Origin of the sequence: Natronococcus sp. A-GB1, assembly GCF_029688845.1 — an archaeon.
GTDB lineage: Archaea > Halobacteriota > Halobacteria > Halobacteriales > Natrialbaceae > Natronococcus.
On sequence record NZ_JARUKW010000001.1, the window covers coordinates 429,961 to 449,276 of the forward strand.

The 19,316-nt window shown below is 63.0% G+C and carries 20 protein-coding genes and 1 tRNA gene; 11 read left to right on the forward strand and 10 right to left on the reverse strand.

What is annotated here, in order from left to right:
- Window positions 1-165: 165 nt before the first annotated feature.
- The 5 genes from QA600_RS02240 to QA600_RS02260 all read left to right on the forward strand — a co-directional run bounded on the left by QA600_RS02240 (window position 166) and on the right by QA600_RS02260 (window position 4,638).
- Window positions 166-843, forward strand: a complete 678-nt coding sequence (locus QA600_RS02240) for an IS6 family transposase (RefSeq protein ID WP_278290329.1) — start codon at window positions 166-168, stop codon at window positions 841-843.
- A gap of 25 nt (window positions 844-868) precedes the next feature.
- Window positions 869-1,285, forward strand: coding sequence for a hypothetical protein (locus tag QA600_RS02245; RefSeq protein WP_278290330.1), 417 nt, complete (start codon window positions 869-871; stop codon window positions 1,283-1,285).
- Between the two features lie 877 nt (window positions 1,286-2,162).
- Window positions 2,163-2,627, forward strand: coding sequence for a response regulator (locus QA600_RS02250; RefSeq protein ID WP_278290331.1), 465 nt, complete (start codon window positions 2,163-2,165; stop codon window positions 2,625-2,627).
- Window positions 2,624-4,309 carry a bacterio-opsin activator domain-containing protein gene (locus QA600_RS02255; RefSeq protein ID WP_278290332.1) on the forward strand — a complete coding sequence of 562 codons (1,686 nt, stop codon included), beginning with the start codon at window positions 2,624-2,626 and terminating at the stop codon, window positions 4,307-4,309. The genes QA600_RS02250 and QA600_RS02255 overlap by 4 nt, the downstream gene beginning before the upstream one ends.
- A gap of 134 nt (window positions 4,310-4,443) precedes the next feature.
- Window positions 4,444-4,638: a hypothetical protein gene (locus QA600_RS02260; RefSeq protein ID WP_278290333.1), complete on the forward strand. Its 195-nt coding sequence runs from the start codon at window positions 4,444-4,446 to the stop codon at window positions 4,636-4,638.
- A gap of 30 nt (window positions 4,639-4,668) precedes the next feature.
- On the opposite strand, the gene QA600_RS02265 is transcribed toward QA600_RS02260, so the two are convergent.
- Window positions 4,669-5,700 carry an LLM class flavin-dependent oxidoreductase gene (locus QA600_RS02265; RefSeq protein ID WP_278290334.1) on the reverse strand — a complete coding sequence of 344 codons (1,032 nt, stop codon included), beginning with the start codon at window positions 5,698-5,700 and terminating at the stop codon, window positions 4,669-4,671.
- A gap of 97 nt (window positions 5,701-5,797) precedes the next feature.
- Between QA600_RS02265 and QA600_RS02270 the strand changes: the two genes are divergently transcribed.
- Window positions 5,798-6,073 carry a hypothetical protein gene (locus tag QA600_RS02270; RefSeq protein WP_278290335.1) on the forward strand — a complete coding sequence of 92 codons (276 nt, stop codon included), beginning with the start codon at window positions 5,798-5,800 and terminating at the stop codon, window positions 6,071-6,073.
- Window positions 6,074-6,476: 403 nt separating this feature from the next.
- Here QA600_RS02270 and QA600_RS02275 read toward each other — a convergent pair whose 3' ends face one another.
- The 3 genes from QA600_RS02275 to QA600_RS02285 form a co-directional block, all read right to left on the reverse strand.
- On the reverse strand, window positions 6,477-8,330 hold the full coding sequence (locus QA600_RS02275; RefSeq protein WP_278290336.1) for a PQQ-binding-like beta-propeller repeat protein: 1,854 nt from the start codon (window positions 8,328-8,330) through the stop codon (window positions 6,477-6,479).
- 304 nt (window positions 8,331-8,634) lie between these two features.
- Window positions 8,635-10,386, reverse strand: a complete 1,752-nt coding sequence (arcS, locus tag QA600_RS02280) for an archaeosine synthase subunit alpha (protein WP_278290337.1) — start codon at window positions 10,384-10,386, stop codon at window positions 8,635-8,637.
- Between the two features lie 47 nt (window positions 10,387-10,433).
- Window positions 10,434-10,844 (reverse strand): hypothetical protein, encoded by a 411-nt coding sequence (locus tag QA600_RS02285; protein ID WP_278290338.1) that lies wholly within the window; start codon window positions 10,842-10,844, stop codon window positions 10,434-10,436.
- Window positions 10,845-10,928: 84 nt separating this feature from the next.
- Here QA600_RS02285 and QA600_RS02290 point away from each other — a divergent pair, with 84 nt between their 5' ends.
- Window positions 10,929-11,183, forward strand: coding sequence for a hypothetical protein (locus QA600_RS02290; RefSeq protein WP_278290339.1), 255 nt, complete (start codon window positions 10,929-10,931; stop codon window positions 11,181-11,183).
- On the opposite strand, the gene QA600_RS02295 is transcribed toward QA600_RS02290, so the two are convergent.
- Window positions 11,184-11,540 carry an RNA-binding protein gene (locus tag QA600_RS02295; protein ID WP_278290341.1) on the reverse strand — a complete coding sequence of 119 codons (357 nt, stop codon included), beginning with the start codon at window positions 11,538-11,540 and terminating at the stop codon, window positions 11,184-11,186.
- A 128-nt stretch (window positions 11,541-11,668) separates the two neighbouring features.
- A complete protein-coding gene (tgtA, locus tag QA600_RS02300; RefSeq protein ID WP_278290342.1) occupies window positions 11,669-13,147 on the reverse strand; it encodes a tRNA guanosine(15) transglycosylase TgtA in 1,479 nt (492 codons plus the stop codon).
- A 224-nt stretch (window positions 13,148-13,371) separates the two neighbouring features.
- Between tgtA and QA600_RS02305 the strand changes: the two genes are divergently transcribed.
- Together QA600_RS02305 and QA600_RS02310 are read left to right on the forward strand one after the other, a co-directional pair.
- Window positions 13,372-14,511 carry a hypothetical protein gene (locus tag QA600_RS02305; protein WP_278290343.1) on the forward strand — a complete coding sequence of 380 codons (1,140 nt, stop codon included), beginning with the start codon at window positions 13,372-13,374 and terminating at the stop codon, window positions 14,509-14,511.
- 291 nt (window positions 14,512-14,802) lie between these two features.
- A complete protein-coding gene (locus QA600_RS02310) occupies window positions 14,803-16,152 on the forward strand; it encodes a hypothetical protein (RefSeq protein WP_278290344.1) in 1,350 nt (449 codons plus the stop codon).
- Window positions 16,153-16,199: 47 nt separating this feature from the next.
- On the opposite strand, the gene QA600_RS02315 is transcribed toward QA600_RS02310, so the two are convergent.
- A complete protein-coding gene (locus QA600_RS02315; protein ID WP_278290345.1) occupies window positions 16,200-16,754 on the reverse strand; it encodes an NUDIX hydrolase in 555 nt (184 codons plus the stop codon).
- Window positions 16,755-16,925: 171 nt separating this feature from the next.
- Between QA600_RS02315 and QA600_RS02320 the strand changes: the two genes are divergently transcribed.
- On the forward strand, window positions 16,926-17,201 hold the full coding sequence (locus QA600_RS02320) for a PadR family transcriptional regulator (protein ID WP_005554076.1): 276 nt from the start codon (window positions 16,926-16,928) through the stop codon (window positions 17,199-17,201).
- A 226-nt stretch (window positions 17,202-17,427) separates the two neighbouring features.
- On the opposite strand, the gene QA600_RS02325 is transcribed toward QA600_RS02320, so the two are convergent.
- Window positions 17,428-18,159 carry a hypothetical protein gene (locus QA600_RS02325; RefSeq protein WP_278290346.1) on the reverse strand — a complete coding sequence of 244 codons (732 nt, stop codon included), beginning with the start codon at window positions 18,157-18,159 and terminating at the stop codon, window positions 17,428-17,430.
- 110 nt (window positions 18,160-18,269) lie between these two features.
- Window positions 18,270-18,488: a hypothetical protein gene (locus QA600_RS02330; protein WP_278290347.1), complete on the reverse strand. Its 219-nt coding sequence runs from the start codon at window positions 18,486-18,488 to the stop codon at window positions 18,270-18,272.
- Between the two features lie 117 nt (window positions 18,489-18,605).
- Here QA600_RS02330 and QA600_RS02335 point away from each other — a divergent pair, with 117 nt between their 5' ends.
- Entirely contained in the window at window positions 18,606-18,995 is a 390-nt protein-coding gene (locus tag QA600_RS02335; RefSeq protein WP_278290348.1) for a PPOX class F420-dependent oxidoreductase, read from the forward strand.
- Between the two features lie 132 nt (window positions 18,996-19,127).
- Here the strand turns inward: QA600_RS02335 and QA600_RS02340 are convergent.
- Window positions 19,128-19,200: transfer RNA gene (locus QA600_RS02340), tRNA-Pro, on the reverse strand.
- Between the last annotated feature and the right edge of the window lie 116 nt (window positions 19,201-19,316).

A 19,316-nucleotide genomic window follows, 5' to 3' on the forward strand; every position in this document is an offset into this window, starting at 1 on the left:
AGGAAACCACTGGTGGGACAGCACCAACCGTGGGAACCGTCTCGACTCGAGGCCGAAACAAGGCAAAACCCATCACATATCAAACGTCATATGTGATATGAACAGGGGCACTGTCTAGTTGAGCCAGTTTGAGAAACGAGCAGGTCGTTGAGTGAATTGGTTAGGATGCTCGCAGACCTGCTCAGCGAGAGCTACGACGCGGATTTAGAAGAATCTTGGGAGAACGAGCGGACGGCGACGCCCGTCAGGGCGTTCGCCGTCCGCCTTCATCAGACCGGTTGTTCACTTCGGGAGACAACAACGATTCTCGCTGAATTAGACGTTGAGCGCTCTCACGGAGCGGTCTGGAACTGGGTACATCGGCTGGCTGACATCGGGTACGACCCGCCTGAGGCGCAGCCGAAGCGGGTCGCGATTGACGAGACCGCTGTCAAGATCAATGGCGAGTGGTCTTGGCTGTGCGCTGCAATAGACACCGAAACGAAGCTGATTCTCGATGTCGCATTGTTTGGTCGGCATGGCACCGTTCCGGCAGCTGCGTTTCTGCATCGACTTAACGAGAAATACGATCTCTCCGACACCGTATTTCTCGTCGATCAATTCGGCTATCGAACTGCCCTTGCTCGATTAGGGTTAAGCGGTCGGGTCAACTATACCGAGCGAAACCTCATCGAAAAATGGTTTCACACCCTCAAAGTGCGCATCGACCGCTTCCATAACTCGTGGGTGGGCAGTCGGGCGAGTGCACGCGAATGGTTTGAACGATTCATGCACTACTACAACCGCCAGAGACTGCACCAAGCTCTCGACGGAAAGACGCCGATCGAGGAGGTGCAGAACTAGACAGTGCCTGAACAGGAGGCAGCTGGTGGCTTCGATCGCCGGTGTCGGCGCTGTGTCGATGACCGGCTGCATCAGCCGGGAGGGGTACGAGGGCGGATACCTCTACGCACAGGGGCTCGAGCGGATTCCTGACGACGCAGTAGCGATCGACGAGAGCGAGTCCGCGCTCGAACACGAACTCCTCCGAGAGGCGATCGACGATCTCGGGACCCCGATCGAGGTCAACCAAGACGAGTACGAGGAACTCGGTACGACGCTGTCACAGCTCCCGTTCTACGACGCCGACGAGGACTCCAACCCACAGCTCAGCGCGTATTTCGTCGAGCAGTCCGACGAGGAGTACTGGGTCGCGCTCGAGCTCGTCCCGAGCTGTACGGAGTCGCTGCTGTTCGACGAAACCGACGGTACACACTCCAGCTCGGACTGCTGGGATCGGGACTGACGTTCCGGTGTGGCGGTACGAAAGCAGTTTTCGAGCGACGGCATCAGAGCACGATCCGAACCGCTGGTAGCAACAAGCGAGCGGACGCGGGAAAACTGATCGCACTACCGAAGTCGATTCTCTATCGCGATACCGGATTTATATTCGTTTTCCGTCTACCTGAAACCGGTACGAGTACGCCGACACCGAGGCTGCTCGGACGTGCTCGAGGGAGAACCGGTCCCCAGTGATTCGGAACACGATCACGACGTCGCACTCCCCGCGGACGATCGCCCTCGTCGTTTGTCGAGCTGTACCGCACTCACTCCCGGTCGTCTCGAGATGGTGGCCGGTAGCGGAGCGACAGGGCTGCGAACGGAACTCCGTTCCCGTCGGGAACGATTCGGTACCGAGCCGTCCGGTCCTGTCTCGAGCACACGGGATCCGTCGTCCACCGAGAACCGAACCGCGAAGATCGGGCTACTCTCGAGCGACGGCTTCCGTATTTTATCTTCCGCGTGCGAGGCGAGCGACGCCGTGGCGACTCGCTTTCGTCGCTATCGCGACTCCGATTTCGCCGATACAGTTTATACTACGATACGGAACTCCCTGTAAACGGATCGAGTTCCAGCCGGGGAGTCTCGCGCTCGTAGTGGGGTGCGTTCGACGACACGACCGTCGCGTTTGGGGACTCGAGGTTCGCACGCGAAGACCGCACGTATATCCGTCTTCGTCGACAATTGCAGGTAACCTTGTCTCCGAACAGTTGCGCTCGCTGCGGGTTCGAGACGGATTCCGCGAGTTCGGACGCGGAACGTGACTCGAGGACCGCGTCGAAGCTCTCCCTTCACCTGCGAAACCGAAGCAGAAACGACCGTCGAGTACTAACCGAAGACCAATGAGCGAGTCAGGACAGCACTCCCCCGAACCCGCACAGCTGCTCCTGGTCGAGGACAATCCGGGTGACGTCCGTCTAACCCGAGAGGCGTTCAAGCAGGGTCGGATCGACAACGACCTGCACACCGTCTCGGACGGCAGCGACGCGTTGGATTTTCTCCACCAGCGAGGCGAGTACGAGGACGCGCCGCGACCCGATCTCGTGTTGCTCGACCTCAATCTTCCCCGGAAGGACGGCGAGGAAGTACTCGCCGATCTCAAGGACGATCCCCAGCTTCAGTCGATCCCGGTGATCGTCCTGACGAGTTCGCGAGCCGAGGAGGACATCGCCAGATCGTACGAGCTCCACGCGAACGCCTACCTGACGAAGCCGGTCGACCCCGACGAGTTCATCGAGACCGTCCGCGCGTTCGAGAAGTTCTGGTTCTCCGTGGTCCGACTCCCCCCCGAGGAGGAGGGTCAATGAACGACGTCGTCTCCGGGGCCGGCGACGACGCCGATATCGGCGGCACGCTCGAGTTGCTGCTGATCGAGGACAACCCCGGCGACGCGCGGCTAATCCAGGAGATGCTCCGGGACGCGACCGAACTCACCCAGCGAGTCAACCCCGACGAGTCGACGAACCAGGCGCCGACGGTGATCCACGAGGACCACCTCGAGGAGGGCCTCGAGACGCTCCGATCGACGCCGCCGGATCTCGTGTTGCTCGATCTGAACCTTCCGGACAGTCGTGGGCTCGACACCCTCGAGACGGTCGACGACGTCGCCGACGAGACGCCGATCGTCGTCTTCACCGGCGTCAGCGACCAGGAGGTCGGCGTCCAGGCAATTCAAAGCGGTGCCCAGGACTTCCTCGTCAAGGACGAGGTCACCGACGAGTTGCTGATCCGGACGATCCACCACGCGATCGAACGGGCTCACCAGGAACGACAACGCCGACGCCAGCGCGAACAGCTCGAGGCACTCAACCGCCTCAACCGGATCGGCCACGACATCACCCACGCGGTGATCACGACCGAAACCCGCGCAGAGCTCGAACAGGAGGTCTGTGACCGCCTCGTCGAGTCGGACGGCTACCGGTTCGCCTGGCTCGGGAGCGTCAACCCTGGCAGCGACCGGATCGAGCCAACCGCGGCTGCCGGCGCCGAGAACGGCTACCTCGACGAGGTCGAGGTCACCGCTGATCCGGACGACGAACGGGGCCAGGGACCCTCCGGAACGGCGATCCGAACCGGCGAGGTCCAGATCGCCCAGGATACACAGACCGACGAGACGTTCGGCCCGTGGCGGGAGGCTGCAAGCGACCGCGGCTACCGATCGACGGTCGCGATCCCGATCGTCCACGAGGATCTCGTCTACGGCGTGTTGAACGTCTACTCGGCATCGGCCCGGTCGTTCACCGACGCCGAGGCGACGATCCTCTCGCGGATCGGCGACGTTATCGCCCACGCGATCACCGCCATCGAACGCAAGGACGCGCTGGTCAGCGACGCCGTCATCGAACTCGAGTTCCGGATCGGGGAGATGGCTCCGGAGTTGATCGCCCTCTCCACCGAGGAGTCGTGTACGATCCGGTTCGACCAGATGATCCATGGCGACGAGACGCTGCTGGTCTACGGCTCCGCGTCCAATCTCGACCAGGAGACGTTCCTCGAGACGATCGAGGAAACCGACGGTCTCGGCGAGGCTCGGGTCCTCTCGGCTCGAAAGGACTACTTCGAGTTCGAGCTCGTCGCGCCGACGGCGGTCTCGCTGTTTGAGACGATCGCGACCCACGGCGGTCGGGTCGCCTCCGCGACGATCGCCGACGGCGAGTTCCGGTTCGTCGTCGAACTCCCTCGCGGCCGGGACACCCGCCAGATGATCGAACTGCTCAAAGAACAGCGCCCGGACGTCACCTACCTCGCCCAGCGGACGACCGAACGGGGCGATCGCTCGGAGTCGGGCTCGGAGTCGGTTCTTGAGAGCGACCTCACCGAAAAGCAGCGGGCTGCCCTCGAGACGGCCTACTTTGCGGGCTACTTCGACTGGCCCCGTGAGAGTACCGGCGAGGAGATCGCCGACCGACTCGGCATCTCACCCGCAACGTTCAACCAACATCTGCGGACCTCGGAGCGGAAGTTCTTCGATTCGATACTCGGAGAGTGAGCGAATCGGGCGGTCGGATCGATCCTGCCGTACCCGAACACCTTCGTAATGCAATGGGCACAGTTATCCGAATCCAGCCCACACAATAGATTGAGAATTATCATGCGAATCCGTCACGGGGGTGAACGCTGGCGATGAACGGAACCGAACGGGCGTTCGGAGAAACGAGGACGCTGCTCGGCGCGGTACGTCACTCGCTGACGTCGGAGGACTTCCCGGACCGAAGCGTCCGTGATACCGTCCTGGTCGGCCTCGTGTACGCGGCGACGGTCCTGTTGCTTCCGTTCGCGATCGGCGCCGATCTGGCCAACTTGGCGGTTCACTGGTAACGGCGCGGTTTCGACCCCGTCCGAGTCGCCTCAGCGCGCGGCCGTGAGATCGGCCGCCTCCGCGAGCAGTTCGTGCGATCGGATCACGTCGTCGTGATCGGCGATCAGGTTCTGGAGGATTACGTCGTCGACGCCGACCCGGACGGTCAGTTGCTCGAGCAGATCCCGCATCGTCTTCGGACTCCCCGAAATCGAACGCGGCCACTCACCGTCCGGAAGCGGGTTCGGGGTCGGTTCGGGAACACCGCCGAGTTCGTCGATCGCCTCCTCGACCGACGGCATCGAGCCGACGACGCCGCGTTGCATCCGTTTGTACGAGGCCTCGGCCGTCGCCCGCAGCCGCGCCGCTTCCTCGTCGGTCTCGGCACACGCCGCGTTCACCGCGAGCATCCCCCGGGGCTCGTCGGGGCCGGCGCCGAACGCGGAGGGGTCGAAGTTGTCGCGATAGGTTTCGAAGGCGCGCTCGGCGAGCTGCGGGCGGATAAACGCCGCGAAGCAGTACCGCAGCCCGAGCTCTCCGGCGATCTCGGCGCTCGAGGGGCTTGAGCCGAGCACCCAGATCTCGGGGACGTCGTCGGCCGAGCGCGGGATCTTGATATCCGCGTAGGGGTGGCCCTCCTCGAACCCGTTGTAGAGATGGCTCGTAGCGGCCTCGATCTTCTCTCGGTGGTCCTGATCGGGGTTGCGCTTGCGTCGCTCGGTGCCCAGCGCGCGGTCGACTTCCGGCATTCCCGTCGCGCGACCGAGCCCGAGGTCGACTCGGCCGGGCGCCAGCCCGTCCAGCGAGGCGAACGTCTCGGCAACCTTGAACGGACTGTAGTGGTTCAGCAGGACGGTTCCCGAACCGACGCGAATGTTGTCGGTTTTCGCGGCGAGGTGGGCGATCAACACCTCCGGCGTAGTGCTTGCGATCGAGTCGGCCAGCCCGTGGTGTTCGGCCACCCAGAACCGCTCGTAGCCCAGTTCCTCGGCGACTCGAGCGAGTTCGGTCGTGTGCTCGTAGCCCTCGGTCGCGCTCTCTCCGTCCCGAACAGGCGCCAGATCGACGATCGAGAGGTTCACGACGGGCGGTCGGAGTTGGGGACTGAATAACCGTTCGGTCGACGCTCTCGATCGTTCGTTCTCGAAAACTTATACGCCTCGAAACGCGTCGGTGCGTATGGGAACGGAACCGAAACCTGACGGCGGAACGGCGGCCGAGGTCGATCGCGATGAGCTGTACGTCGTCGTCCGTACCGCCGTCAGAGACGCACTGCTCGACGTCGTCGGCACCGTTGTGTTGCTCGGGTTCGCCTTGCTGTTCGTCGCGACCGGGGTTCGAGGGTTGCTCGAGGTGGCCGGGACGACCGGTGCGGTCGTCAGCCTCGCACTCGTTGTTCTCGGTTTCGCCATCGCTGCGGTTGCGCTAGATCTCGTGCCGTCGATCCGCGGGTAAGCGAATGGAACGGCCGGCGTCGTGTCTGCAGCCCCAACTATCCACCCTGGGTGGGATTGAAAGGGGCCAGGGGCTTTCACGGTACTACCGACGAGTAGCAGTCCTGCTCGCACGAACACACGGGATCGCCACGCCCTCCCCAACCGACTCACTCGCTGCGCTCGTTCGTCCACTGTCAGAGCACGCTCTGACAAGCCTTCGTTCACGCTGTTCACGAAGACCTCGCGCGGCATCATCGACCGTCCTCGCTTTCGCTCGGTCGGTCGACAGCGCACGCCACCGCAGGAAGAACGGTCGGACCGAACTGATACATGGTCCACCTGTACGTACCGCGTTGTTCCTCCGTGCAGTCCCACTCGGACGAACAACAGCATGCGACGGTACGACCGGCTCGTCCTCGCTGTTATTGCTTTTCGTCCGACTTGTCCGTCCTCGCCTGCCGACGCATCCACTCGAGACCGAGCACGCCACCGAGGATACCTGCACCGGTAGTGAAGCCGGGCACCCCATCGGCGTCGTCGGTGTCATCACTGTCGTCGGTGTCACCAGCGGTGTCGTCACCCTCGTCCACGTCCTCGTCACCCTCGTCGGCCTCGGCGCCCCCGTCGTCGGTGCCGGTATCGTCTTCCTCCTCGTCGGCCTCGTCAGTATCGTCCTCGTCGGCCTCGTCTGTGTCGTCGTCATCACCGGTGTCGGCGTCGTCGGCGCCTTCTGTGGATTCCGCGTCCGACGCATCATCGTCAGCATCTTCCGCCGTGTCGTCGCCTGGCGTTTCATCAACCCCGTCGTCAGCTTCGTCGCCCTCCGATGGCTCCTCGTCTGACGACTCGTCCTCGGAGTCCGAATCCTCCGGTTGGTCGTCCGCTTCTTGCTCTTCGTCTTCCTCGCCGCCCTCTTCTTGATCTTGCTCCTCGTCTTCCTCGTCGCCCTCTTCTTGCTGCTCCTGATCCTCGGGGCGAAGGACCTGGAGCTGATCTCCCCCAGTGACGTAGATACTCTCCCCGCTGACGACGAACCCGTGGGTGTTCCAGACATCTGTGCCGTCCACATCGGCGTGGGTGAACTGCCACCGTTCGGTTCCGTCCTCGAGCTCGAAGCCGTAGATTCCATCGTTTTCGTCTCCCTCCGGGGCATTCACTTGATACGGGATCACGAGTGTCTCTCCGGCGATAGCCGGCTGTCCCCACGCGTCCGTGTGACTCCATCCGTCGGCGTCACCACCCTTGCTCCACCCTTCGTCCGTCTCGTGGTTCTCGACGGAGAACCCGCTTCGCCCTGTCGAGACACGAACTTCGTCCGTCGCGGCCGGTCGGGTCCGGGATGCGTTCTCTCGAGTCACTTCTTCACCTGTCCGAGAATCCAGAACGGGATACAACAACCCCTGATCTACGTCTCCGCCACGCGTGTATACCCTGTCTTCGGTCGCCAGAATATCACGGTTGAAGCTCTCGGCGTACCTCCTCGTCTCCTCTTCGATAGCATGCGCCCACTGTGTCTCGCCTGCATCGACGTCGAGAGCCGCCACCCCAGCGGGGTCGTCGTGACCCACACCCGCGTAGACGTACTCGTTCGACACGGCCGGTGTCGAGACGAAGGCGACATCCTGGCTGTCGTCCAGATCCGAATCCTCGGGCGGGTCGAGTTCGATCGACTCCCGACTCCACCGGAGCGATCCGTCAGTTAATTCGAAGGCGTGGAGGGCCTCGTCGGCAACGACGAACACGGTGTCGAACGCCACCGTCGGGCTCGTTACCGCCTCGTCACTCTCGGTATCGAACTCCTGGCTCCAGCGAACCTCACCGCTGTCGGCGTCGAGCGCCGTCAGTCGATCGCCGCCGATAACGACCGTCTCGTCGGCGACTGCCGGCGTTCCATACCGGACACCGCCTTCGGTTCCGACGTCGTCGGCCGTCCAGACGACCGAACCATCACCGTCGTCGAGAGCGTAAAGCGAGTTCTCCGACCGGAGATAGACCCGTCCGTCGGCGATGGCGACGTGACCCGAGTCGTCGTGTTCCCACGCGACCGTTTCCGGCTCAGGAAAAGCGCCGTCTGCGGGTACGGCACCCGTATTTCCCACGGTCCCGACGTACGACGACCAGCTCGCGGACTCCTCGACTGGAGCGTACTCAGAATCGTCCTCGGCAGGTTCTTCGTCCTCGTCGTGTTCGGTCGCTGCCGTCGACAGCGACCCGAACATCCCAGCCGCGACGAGAGACGTTCCCGACGCTACCAGTGTTCGCCGAGTGGTATTCATTGTATATGCACACTAATACGTACTGATAAAACAGGACGGTTTGCACGAGCCGGCCCGGTTAATTGCCAGTGGGCGGTGCCGACCGGCGATTAACCCCGTCGATTAGCTTACGAGGGGCGTCGTGTTCGCGCTGCGTACTCGGTACGCGATTCTCGACGGCCACGGGAGAAACCGACTATCGTTTCGTCACCTGCTTGGTCTGTATACGATACGCTGCCGAACTGGTGCCAGGGGAGGAATTGACCCACCGGAAGCGCAACTCATGGATCACAGGACGATTCGCATAGAGGATGTGCGTCTGTGACTACTTCTCCTCGACGTGACGGATCTCGCAGGCGATACCGCGCGTGCTTTCGGCCATCTCGCGGCCGAACATCTCGGCGCGGCCGACGCCGAAGGCCTTTGGCCCCTCGACAACGACCTCGTCGCCCACCCGAATCTCCTCGTCGGCGTCGACGACCCCCGGCGCGAGCACGCTGCCGTGGGGGACGAAGCCGTCGATCTCGACACGTTTGGTCGGCGCCTCGCTGTCGACCCACATCTTGGCGCCCTCGAGCGTGAACGACAGCGTCCCGTACTGGGGTACCATCGTCGCCAGCTGCGTCTCGTCGCGATCACGGACCTGGATCTTCGGGTAGCGACTCGTGGTCTGGATGTCCGAAAAGAGCTCGTCGCCCGCCCCGTCGCCCAGCAGGTAGTCCGCGATGGCGCGAACGGTGTTGTGCTCGCGCTCGCGTTTCGAGTACTTGAGTTCGCCCGACAGTGCCCGCTGGAGGTTCGCCAGCGACTCGGTGTCGGTCGGGTGCTCCTCCACGGTGTACGTAATATCGAGTTCGAGCTCGTCCTCGACCCGTCCGACGATATCCCGGTAGCCCTCGTCGGGGACGTGGGCGATGATCTCCGGGTAGGAGTTACGCTCGAGGTACCGCTGCAGAACCTGACTCACGAACTGCTTCTCGTCTTCGGACCAGCGACCCGTGACGACGGTGTCGTAATGCTGGGCGGGGTAGGTCGTCTCGAGTTCCTGGGGGACGACGCCGATGGGGCTGGTCATCGAGACGAGGTGGCCCCGGAACTGGATCGCGTCGTGGAACTGGCGGTGGCTCTGGGACTCGCTGTAGGGTTTGGCCGCCGAACAGGGAACGAGGACGAGCGGGTTCGAAAACCGATTTCGATACCGAGTCGTCACGCGGTCGGCGTAGCGTTGGATCTCGACCCGCCGAATCGTATCGCTGCTCGCGGCGTCGATCTCTGCATCCCGCAGGATGGGCGTCCGCTCCTCGAGGTAGCCCCACTGGCTGTCGAGTTCGCGCATCGCGGCGGTGAGCCACTGGTCCTGGCGGGCCTGGCCCTCGACGTAATCCCGGAGCCGGCCGTCACGGATCCGTCGACGGACGATCCCCAGTTCTGCCTCGAGGGCGTTGACGTTGTGTTCGACGCAGTCCTCGCGCGTGAACTCCTCGCGCGGCTTTTCGCAGGCGGGGCAGGCACAGGGCAGCTCCTCGAGGTCCTCGAGGAAGTAGGCGTCGTCGGTTGTCAGGTACCGACCCTGAGTTCCTTTCACGACAGCGGCCGTCTCGTCGAACAGGTCGACGCCGGCGTAGGCGAGCACGGCGACGTTGCGCGGCGTGGCGACCCCCGAGAAGTAGAGTGCGGTGTCAGTGGGCATCGCCTCGCGGGCTTCGACGACGGCCTCGACCAGCGCCGCGCCGTGGCCTGTGATCGACTGGACGTCCGAGACGGTGTAGGCGTCGGTACCGTGGTCGTCGGCGTGGTCGCTGGAGACGACGGCGACGCTCGGGTAGTCGACATTGGGATACTCGACGGCGAAGGATTCCTTGACCTCGTCGGCGGTGCCGCCGGGGAACCCGCGGTGGGGAAGGACGGTGAGACTGGAGTCGTCGCCCTCGGGTACTCCCCGATCGGCGCTCCACAGCGAGCCCGCGTCCTCGAGGACGTCGTCGACGAGCGCGGGCGTCGAACGCGGCTCCTCGAGGCGAAGCTCGCCCACGCGCGCGGCCCCGTCGCGTGCGTGTACTTCGAAGTAGTCGGTCATACCGGATATGACGGTGGGGCGCGAAAGAGGCTGTCGATAGCCGTCGGCTACGGGTCCGACCGGGCGTCCGACGGCGATCCGGAGCGGCCGGGCCACAGCGCGACGACGAGGTAGCAGGCGCCCAGAGCCCGCGTGAACGGGACGACCCACGGCTTGAGCTCGATCTCCTCGGGGTTCTCGTAGGCCGTCGCGAGCGCGACGTTCAGAAACGCCCGCGGCTGTAACAGGGCCGGCAGGCCGAGAACGGCGAACAGCGGCTTGATGCCGGGCCACGCCGTCTCGCGGTTTCGGACGAGCCAGATCGCCGTGACACCCTCGAGGCGCGCCAGGGGAAGCGTCCAGGGTCGAAGTCGGCCGCTTTCCGGGTTCTCGAAGGCACGTCGCTCTCCCCAAGCGACGATCCGATCCGGTACGAGGACCTCGAGGACGGCGAACGCGAGCAGCAGCGGGCGAAGCATACCCGATCCACACCGGCAGCGGCGAAAAGCCCTTCCCGTCTCCCGTTGGCCCAGATTCAACCCGGTCGAGACCGTACGTCCCGTATGTCGCCACCGCCGAACGGGGATCGAAGCACCGAGGGCGACTCGATCGACAACGACCGACTCGTCGAGGCGATCCGCACCGCCCCCAAGCCCGTTGTCAACACTACCTATCTCGCGGGAAAGTTCGACGTTACCCCCGGGGAGCTGATCCCCCAACTCGAGTCGCTGGTCGAGGCCGGCCGACTCGAGGGCCACGAGGTCGTCGGCGAGGGCTACCTCTGGTGGCTCTCGCTCGAGGAGGAACTCGGCGAGTGATCAGGCCCGCTCGAGGAAAGTCGCGGTCGCGGAGGTGTGGCCGCGGTTGAACGAGAGGATCGTGATCTCGATGACGTCTCGTTCCTCGAGGTCGTCGGGCAGGTCTTCGACGAAGACGACGAACCCCTCGATCCTGCAGACCGCCTGACGCGTCCCGGAGTGATGTGTCGTGAACTCCTCGATGGCGACCGTTCGAGTGTCGCCGATCTCGACCGGCGGCTCGCGTTGCTGGGCCTCCCGATGGCGCGCTGCGGACGCTCGCCGTTCGCTGTCAGAAGAACGAACGCGGCCGACCAGCCACGAGATGAAAAACACCCCGACGATTCCGCCGAGAACGAGTGACGCGGCCCCGAGCATACCGCTACTGGGTCGTGCTCGCCCCTTTGCTGTTCTGGTCCGTATCGGACATGGCCCTCAAGGAGCCGCGCTGTAATCGCTATTTGGGTGCAGTAGTGGCTGCGCAAACGAACCTGCAAACGGGACTTTCAGCCGCCTCCCCCGGACAGATCGACGAGGTCAACGCCGTCTGGTATCCGCTCGAGAACGTCCGCCGGCCACCCCTGGTGTCCGAGCGCGAACTCGGTCTCGGGATTCGTCTCAACTAAACGGGCGACGCCGTCGGCCGCGGCCTCGAGCGCCCCGCGGTCGGTTCGCTTGGGAACTTCGGCGGTGAGGGGGTAGCTCTTCGAGAGCGCCCGCGGGAAGGGGCCAAACGGCGGCTGGACCCGCCAGGACTCGTCGTAGCGCTCGCTGTCGGAGTCGCCCTCGGTGAGAAACAGCGAGTCGGGTACCGAGAGCCGGTCGAGGCGCTGGTGGTGGCGCAGCACCTCGGGTCGGCGCGCACTCTCGTGGGAGGTATAGAAAAAGGCGCCCTTCGAGACCGGATCCGAACGCTCGAGCTGGTCGGCGTGATCGAGCAGTGTCCGGTAGCCGTCGAGCATCGTCGGATGGGCGCGGGCGCGCTGTTCGACGAGTTCGAGGAGGTTGCCCGCGCGGATGGCCTGCTTGATGCGTCGGATCTCCTCGAACGTGACGTGGAGGTTGTGCGCGGCGAGCTCCTCTTCGCGCTCCCGGTCGGACAGCGCTCGTAACTCGTCGGGCGAGTGGGCGACGCAGACGGGACACGAACACGGCATGTAGTCGAGATTTTCGAGGTGACGGGTGCCACGAACCGTCAGGTAGCGATCGTCGCGGGCGTACAGCGCGTACGCCGCCGAATCGAACAGATCGCAGCCCATCGCGACCGCGAGCGCGAACATCATGGGATGGCCGGCGCCGAAGAGGTGGACGGGCGCATCGGCGCCGAGGCCGCGTTTCGCGCCCGCGACGGCGTCGATCATGTCGTCGTAGCGGTAGTCGTTCATCAGGGGGACGACCGCACCGACAGGGAAGACGTCGAGGTCGGTTCCGGCAGCGTGGCGCCCGGCCTCCTCGCGGAGGTCGGGATAGGTCGAACCCTGGACGGGCGCGTTGACGAGCATCTCGCCGGTGTCGACGGTCTCGGCGATCTCGAGGCGCTCCTGGGTCGTCTCGAGTTCGCCTTCGGCTTGCTCGCGGGAGACGTCCGGGGGCGTCGGGATGTCGACCGGGGTGGCGATGTCGGAACCGATCCGGTACTGAAAGTCGAGGATCTCCTCGGTGGTGACGCTGATCTCGCCGTACTCCGCCAACTGGAAGGAGCCGGAGTCGGTCATGATCGCGCCGGGGAAATCGAGTAGCTCGTGGAGGCCGTCCTCGAGGGCTGCCTCGCGGACGTCGTCGGTGCCGTAGATGATATATGAGTTGGTAATGAGGATCTCGGCGCCGAACTCCTCGGCGAGCCGCCGGGGGGAAATCGTGTCCAGGTTCGGGTTGATCACCGGTAACAGCGCCGGTGTCTCGACGGTCACGTCGGCACGCGGGACGGTGAGTTCGCCGATACGACCGCCGGCGTCGGCGTCCCGGAGTTCGAAGCACTCGCGCATCGACCGTGTGTTGGCGAGGGCGTCGGTAAACGTTCCGTTCCGCGCCGACGGTCCTCGGGCTCGGCATCGATCCGCTGTCGTACCAATGTTGATTACGATCATAGCAGCCGATACGATGAACGAGAGATTAGGGACGGTTGCACGATTCTAAGTAGTCTTTTCTCGATGACAATGGTGTAACAGTCGTCTCGTTTTACTCTCCGACTGGATGTACCGTGGCGTGCATGGTTTCACGACCGCAGCAACTTGGCGTGGTCTTTGTCGTGCTAATGGTCGCGCTCTCGGGAGGGTCTGCCCTCGCCGGAGCGTCTATGAGCACGAGCGACGACGCCGGAGACATGAGCGCAACACTCGAGAACGTACAGGTCGAGACACTCGAATTCGATAGCGTCACTATCGAAGACGCGACAATAGAGGAGCTGAACGTCGAGGAACTCGACGCTGACACCCAGGAGCTCCAGGACGCACTCGATGAGGAGGACGATGTCGCTGACGACGATGAAAACGATGTCGCTAACGACGACGATGAGATGATGGAGGATGAGGAGAACGACGTCGACGAAGTCACCATCACAGACATCGAGCTCGAGCAGCTCGAACTTGAGGACGTGACAATGGAGGACTTCGAGGAGGATACTGAGAACGACGTCGCTGACGACGAGGAGAACGACGTCGCTGACGACGAGGAGAACGATGTCGCTGACGACGAGGAGAACGATGTCGCTGACGACGAGGAGAACGACGAAGCGAACGTGTTCGACGAGGACGCAGATGAGCTCACCATCGAAGAGCTCACTATCGAGTCGATGGACGTCGACCAGCTGACCATCGACGAACTGACTGTTGAGGAAGAGAACGATGTTGCCGATGACGAGGAGATGATGGATGACGAGGAGATGATGGATGACGAGGAGATGATGGATGACGAGGAGAACGACGTCGCTAACGACGAGGATGACGAGGTCGAGACACAGGAGATCGGCTCACTCACCATCGAGCAGTTTGACGCCGACGAGATCAACGTCGACTCGATGACCGTCGAGTCGGTCGAAGAGGCTGACGACGAGGATAACGACGTCGCCGATGACGAAAACGACGTCGCTGACGACGAGATGAACGACGACGATGAGATGATGGATGACGAGGAGAACGACGTCGCTGATGACGAAGAAACCATCTCGAATGCCTCCGCATCGATGATCGAGATCGGTGATGCGACCGCCGCGTCACTCACCCTCGCCGACGCCGACGAACTCGAGGACATCGAAGATGACGAGGATGACGGCCTGCTAGAAGACGAAGACGATGGCCTGCTCGACGACGACGAGGAGAACGACGACGAACTGCCGTCGATCCTGAGCTAACCGGAACGACTCCGAACGCGGTTCGAGGTTCGATCGGGTTCTCGGTCGAACCACCGTTTAATTTTTCGCCGATCGAATACTCCGGTAAACACTCGTTCACTCTCCTCTAAAAATAATATCGCAGCAGCCGCAAGCACAACAAGGATACTACTACATAAAGTGGCTGCTCTTCACCGTTTTTCTTCTCTGGTGATCCGGCCGTCCGTTGCTGGCGCTAATCGCGATTTTCTCTGAAATAATGGTGGAACAGTCCCCTCGCTTTAGTCGCGGTCTGACTGTAGGCCGAAACGCATGGTCTCACGACTGCAGCAACTCGGCGTGATTTTCGTCGTAGTAATGGTCGCACTCTCTGGAGGGTCCAGCCTCGCCGGAGCGTCCGTAAATACGAGCGATAACGCCGGAGAGACGAGCGCAACACTCGAGAACGTACAGGTCGAAATGCTCGAACTCGACAGCGCAACCGTCGAGGACGCGACGATCGAGGAATTGAACGTCGAGCAGTTCAGCGTTGATGAAGAGGAACTCGAGGCGGAACTCGACGAAGATGAGGAGAACGATGTCGCCGATGACGAGGAGAACGATGTCGCCGATGACGAGGAGAACGATGTCGCCGATGACGAGGAGAACGATGTCGCCGATGACGAGGAGAACGATGTCGCCGATGACGAGGAGAACGACGTCGCTGAGGAACTCATGCTTACTGACGTCGAGATCGAGTCGCTCGAACTCGAGGACGTGACGATGGAAGACCTCGAATTCGAGGAGGACGAAATGAACGATGTCGCCGATGACGAGGAGAACGACGTTGCGGACGAGGACGATGATGTTGCTAATGATGAGGAGAACGATGTCGCTGACGACGAGGAAATCGACCTGATCGACGAGGAAGCTGACGAACTCGTCGTCGAGGATCTCACCATCGAGACGATGGATGTCGAGGAGATGAGCATCGATGAGCTGACCATCGAGGACGATGGTATCCTCGACCAGATCGGTGACTGGTTCGAGGGTATCTTCGATGATGACGAGGAGAACGACGTCGCTGACGACGAGATGAACGACGATGATGAGATGATGGACGATGAGGAGAACGACGTCGCTGACGACGAGATGAACGACGATGATGAGATGATGGACGATGAGGAGAACGACGTCGCTGACGATGAGATGAACGACGATGATGAGATGATGGACGATGAGGAGAACGACGTCGCTGACGACGAAGATGACGAGGTCGCCGACGACGAGGCCGAAACACAGGAGATCGAGCAGCTGACCATCGAGCAGTTCGACGTCGACGAGATCACCTTCGACTCGATGACCGTCGAATCGCTCGAGGACGTCGAGGAGGAAGACGACGAAGTTGCTAACGACGAAGAGGAGAACGACGAGGTCGCTAACGACGAGAACGACGAAATCGCTAACGATGAGGAAGACAACGAGAACGACGAGGTCGAGGAAGAAGTCGTTACCCAGGCTTCCGCGTCGGTGATTACGATCAGTGACGCGACTGCCGAAACGATCATCCTCGATACGGACGAGCTCGAGGACACCCTCGATGAAGAGGTTGACGACGAACCCGAGGAGGATAACGACGTGGACGACGAGAACGACGACGAGCAGCTCTCGATCATCGCCTGATCGGCGCGAGAGCCCGGTCGATCTTTCTTTGCCGACGGTCGGTACGGCTACTGGCCGTCCTCGAACAAGCGGTAGTACGACAGCGCAAGCACCGTCCTACCGTCGCGGATCTCCCCGGTACGGACCGCCTCCGTGAGCTCCTCGAGGCTCGTCGCGGTGACCCGAATGCTCTCGTTGTGGTCGAGCCGTTGCTCGGTCGTGGGCCGACAGTCGTAGGCGACAAAAAAGTGCATGACGGAGTCGGCGATTCCGTTGGCGGGCTCGACCGTTACGAGCGCCTCGAGTCGCTCGGCCTCGTGGCCGGTTTCCTCGGCCAGTTCGCGCCTGGCCGCGGCCTCGAGGTCGTCGTCGTCGGGTTCGGTGCCGCCGACGGGAAGTCCGAGATTGACCCGCGAGACCGCCTGGCGCCACTCCTCGATGCAGACGACGTCGCCGTCGGGCGTAAACGGTAGGACGCAGACGCTCGCCGGCTCCGAGACGTAGTCGAACTCGGTTTCGCTCTCGTCCGGGAGCCGGACGGTTTCGGTGATCACGTCGAACCCCGGACAGGAGTACGACGTCCGTTCCTCGAGGGTTTCCCAGGCGAGCGGATCGGTTGGCATAACTCCCGATACGGCAGTCGACGTAAAAAACGCCCCGTCACGATTTCGGACTGTGACCGAGTAGCGTGAGCCGAAAGCCGCCTATGTAGTGCGTTCCGGTGGGACGAGCGAACGTACCCGCTCTATAACAAAGCCACAGATCGCTGAAGGTCGTCACTCAGAGGACACTCCATGGACGAACTAACCGGATTCCAGCGCGACTTGCTGTACGTCATCGCGGGCAAGGACCGACCGTCGGGACAGGAAATCCTCGACGACATCAACCAGTACATCGACCAGCCGGTTACACACGGCCGGCTGTACCCGAATCTCGACGCGCTCGTCGAGAAGGAACTCATCGAGAAGGGCCAGCTCGACCGGCGGACGAACTACTACGCGCTGACGCCGAAAGGTCGACGCGAACTCCAGCAGCGCCAGGAGTGGGTCAGTCGATACGTCGACGTCTGAGGGCGTTCCGTTTGTTCCGTCACCCGCCGGAGAGCGACGGCCTCGAGCGGTTCGTCCGTGCCTGCTTTCCCTCTCGAGGCCGGGACGAACGGTCTGGGATCGGTCGTCCGGGCACGGACACAGGTACCGTTCCCAGCCAGTGCCGGGCAGAATCCGTAGGATGCGTCCTCGAGTAGGCGCGGAGAACGGAGTCCCTACAGTCGGTGTCTGTACCCGTAGGCAGCGCCTACGTCGTCGTCTCGAAAGAGACGCGGGCGAGGTCCGCCTCGAGGTCGGCGACGTCCTCGTTGAACGAGGAGACGAACGCGCCGACGTCGCCGACGAGCCGACGAACCTCGGGGGCCGGCGCGGGACCGTACTGTGAGAGCAGGTAGGTACCGTCCGATCCGCCGACTCGCAGGTACGAAACCGCGTCGCCGTCCCACTTCAGCTCCCAGCGGGTGCCCGACACCGTCGTCCGATAGGTGCCGTACTCCCCGTCGTAGCGGTGGAGCTGCTGGGCCATCGTGGTTGCGACCTCCCGGATTCGCTCGAGGATGCGGTCACGCTCGGCGGCCAGCTCCGCCGCGCTGGCGACCGCGGGGAGCTCCGTCGCCGCGTCGTCGAACAGCCCCTCGAACGACTCGATGTGGTCGTTGAAGACCTCGACGAACGCGTCGTAGTCCTCGAGCGCCCGCTCGAGCGGGCCCGGTTCGGGCGGCTGTTTGCTCGAGACGACGTAGATCTCGGCGCCCGAACTCGGCTCGTATCGCAGGTACTGGACGTCGCCGGCCTCGTACTTCAGCGTCCAGTCTCCGTCGTCGGTTTCGAAGGTCCGCTGGCCGTAGTCTCCGCCCTGTAGAACCGCCAACTCACGGGCCATCTCGCCGGCGTGAGTTCGTACGCGGGCTGCAACATCGTCGCGTCGCTTCGCGACGTCGTCCGCGGAGGCGACGTCACTGTCGAGTCCGTCGGTCATCGTCAGTTCGAGGCGCTCGAATCCGGTAACGGTTTGGGTTCGAATCCGTGTGCCGTCGGTCGAGTCGATTTGAGAGTCGACAGAAATCGCCTCGACGTGGTGTCGCGAGGTTACTCCTCGTCGTCCTCGTCGGTCTCTTGGCCGTTCCCGGTTCCCTCCTCGGCTTCGGCCTGATCGTCCTCGCCGCCGTCGAGTCCGCCGTCCTCGTCTTCTTCGGTGGGGTCCTCCGGAGCCTCTTCATCGTCTTCGTCGTCGCCACAGCCGGCGATCAGTGCGGTCGCCATCGTCGCGCCGCCGACCTGCAGCAGTCGTCGTCGGGTTTGATCCATACCCGTAGGTCTCGTTCGACCACTATACGCCGCTCCCCGGCATTCGCGTGGCCGGGCGCTCAAGCGAGCACGCCAGTGAGAGACAGCACCAAGAAGTCGGCGAGCGTGTCCCAAACCATGATCCCGATCCCCGAGGAGTACCACGACCTGTTCGAGAAACCGACGTTCGCTCACGTCGGAACCCTAACCGCCGATGGCGCGCCCCATATTACGCCGGTCTGGATCGACTACGATCCCGAGGCGGAGCGACTGCTGGTCAACACCGAGCGCGGCCGCCAGAAGGAGCGCAACGTGCGGGCGAACCCCGCCGTCGGGGTCAGCATGACCGACCCGGACGATCCGTACCGGTACCTGTCGGTCGTCGGTGAGGTCGAAGGACTGCGGACGGACGGCGCTCGAGCCCACATCGACGAGCTTTCGCAGCGGTATCTGGACGTCGAGGAGTATCCGAACCCGGTCGAAACCGAGCGGGTGATAGTTCGGATTCGGCCCGACCGAGTCCTCTGATAGTTCGAGAGACGGTCGCGCTGTGACGGATCCGCGTTACCGTGCGTCTCCCGTTCGGTTGACTCTGTTTCGGGCTGGCTCCCTCTTGCAGACTCGTCGCTCCGCTTCTCGTTGTTGTAGTGCGGGAGAAAGTGGGCCGGCGCGAATTCGAATCGCGGTTACGGCCACCCGAAGGCCGAAGGATACCAAGCTACCCCACCGGCCCGCAGGTAAAGTGTGGACAGCCGCTCGTTTAACCCTTCCGAAAACGGCTCTCGAGCCGGCTGACGGCAGGTCTCGACCGTCGGTGCCTGCCTCGAGCCTCGGCGCCGTCTAACTGCT

Coding starts and splice junctions, on each gene's coding strand:
- QA600_RS02310 (WP_278290344.1), top strand. CDS start 14,803: ATGGTCTCACGACTGCAGCAACTCGGCGTGATTTTCGTCGTAGTAATG.
- QA600_RS02260 (WP_278290333.1), top strand. CDS start 4,444: ATGAACGGAACCGAACGGGCGTTCGGAGAAACGAGGACGCTGCTCGGC.
- arcS (WP_278290337.1), bottom strand. CDS start 10,386: ATGACCGACTACTTCGAAGTACACGCACGCGACGGGGCCGCGCGCGTG.
- QA600_RS02285 (WP_278290338.1), bottom strand. CDS start 10,844: ATGCTTCGCCCGCTGCTGCTCGCGTTCGCCGTCCTCGAGGTCCTCGTA.
- QA600_RS02275 (WP_278290336.1), bottom strand. CDS start 8,330: ATGAATACCACTCGGCGAACACTGGTAGCGTCGGGAACGTCTCTCGTC.
- QA600_RS02325 (WP_278290346.1), bottom strand. CDS start 18,159: ATGACCGACGGACTCGACAGTGACGTCGCCTCCGCGGACGACGTCGCG.
- QA600_RS02295 (WP_278290341.1), bottom strand. CDS start 11,540: ATGCTCGGGGCCGCGTCACTCGTTCTCGGCGGAATCGTCGGGGTGTTT.
- QA600_RS02250 (WP_278290331.1), top strand. CDS start 2,163: ATGAGCGAGTCAGGACAGCACTCCCCCGAACCCGCACAGCTGCTCCTG.
- QA600_RS02270 (WP_278290335.1), top strand. CDS start 5,798: ATGGGAACGGAACCGAAACCTGACGGCGGAACGGCGGCCGAGGTCGAT.
- QA600_RS02305 (WP_278290343.1), top strand. CDS start 13,372: ATGGTTTCACGACCGCAGCAACTTGGCGTGGTCTTTGTCGTGCTAATG.
- QA600_RS02335 (WP_278290348.1), top strand. CDS start 18,606: ATGATCCCGATCCCCGAGGAGTACCACGACCTGTTCGAGAAACCGACG.
- QA600_RS02315 (WP_278290345.1), bottom strand. CDS start 16,754: ATGCCAACCGATCCGCTCGCCTGGGAAACCCTCGAGGAACGGACGTCG.
- QA600_RS02240 (WP_278290329.1), top strand. CDS start 166: ATGCTCGCAGACCTGCTCAGCGAGAGCTACGACGCGGATTTAGAAGAA.
- QA600_RS02320 (WP_005554076.1), top strand. CDS start 16,926: ATGGACGAACTAACCGGATTCCAGCGCGACTTGCTGTACGTCATCGCG.
- QA600_RS02255 (WP_278290332.1), top strand. CDS start 2,624: ATGAACGACGTCGTCTCCGGGGCCGGCGACGACGCCGATATCGGCGGC.
- tgtA (WP_278290342.1), bottom strand. CDS start 13,147: ATGCGCGAGTGCTTCGAACTCCGGGACGCCGACGCCGGCGGTCGTATC.
- QA600_RS02290 (WP_278290339.1), top strand. CDS start 10,929: ATGTCGCCACCGCCGAACGGGGATCGAAGCACCGAGGGCGACTCGATC.
- QA600_RS02330 (WP_278290347.1), bottom strand. CDS start 18,488: ATGGATCAAACCCGACGACGACTGCTGCAGGTCGGCGGCGCGACGATG.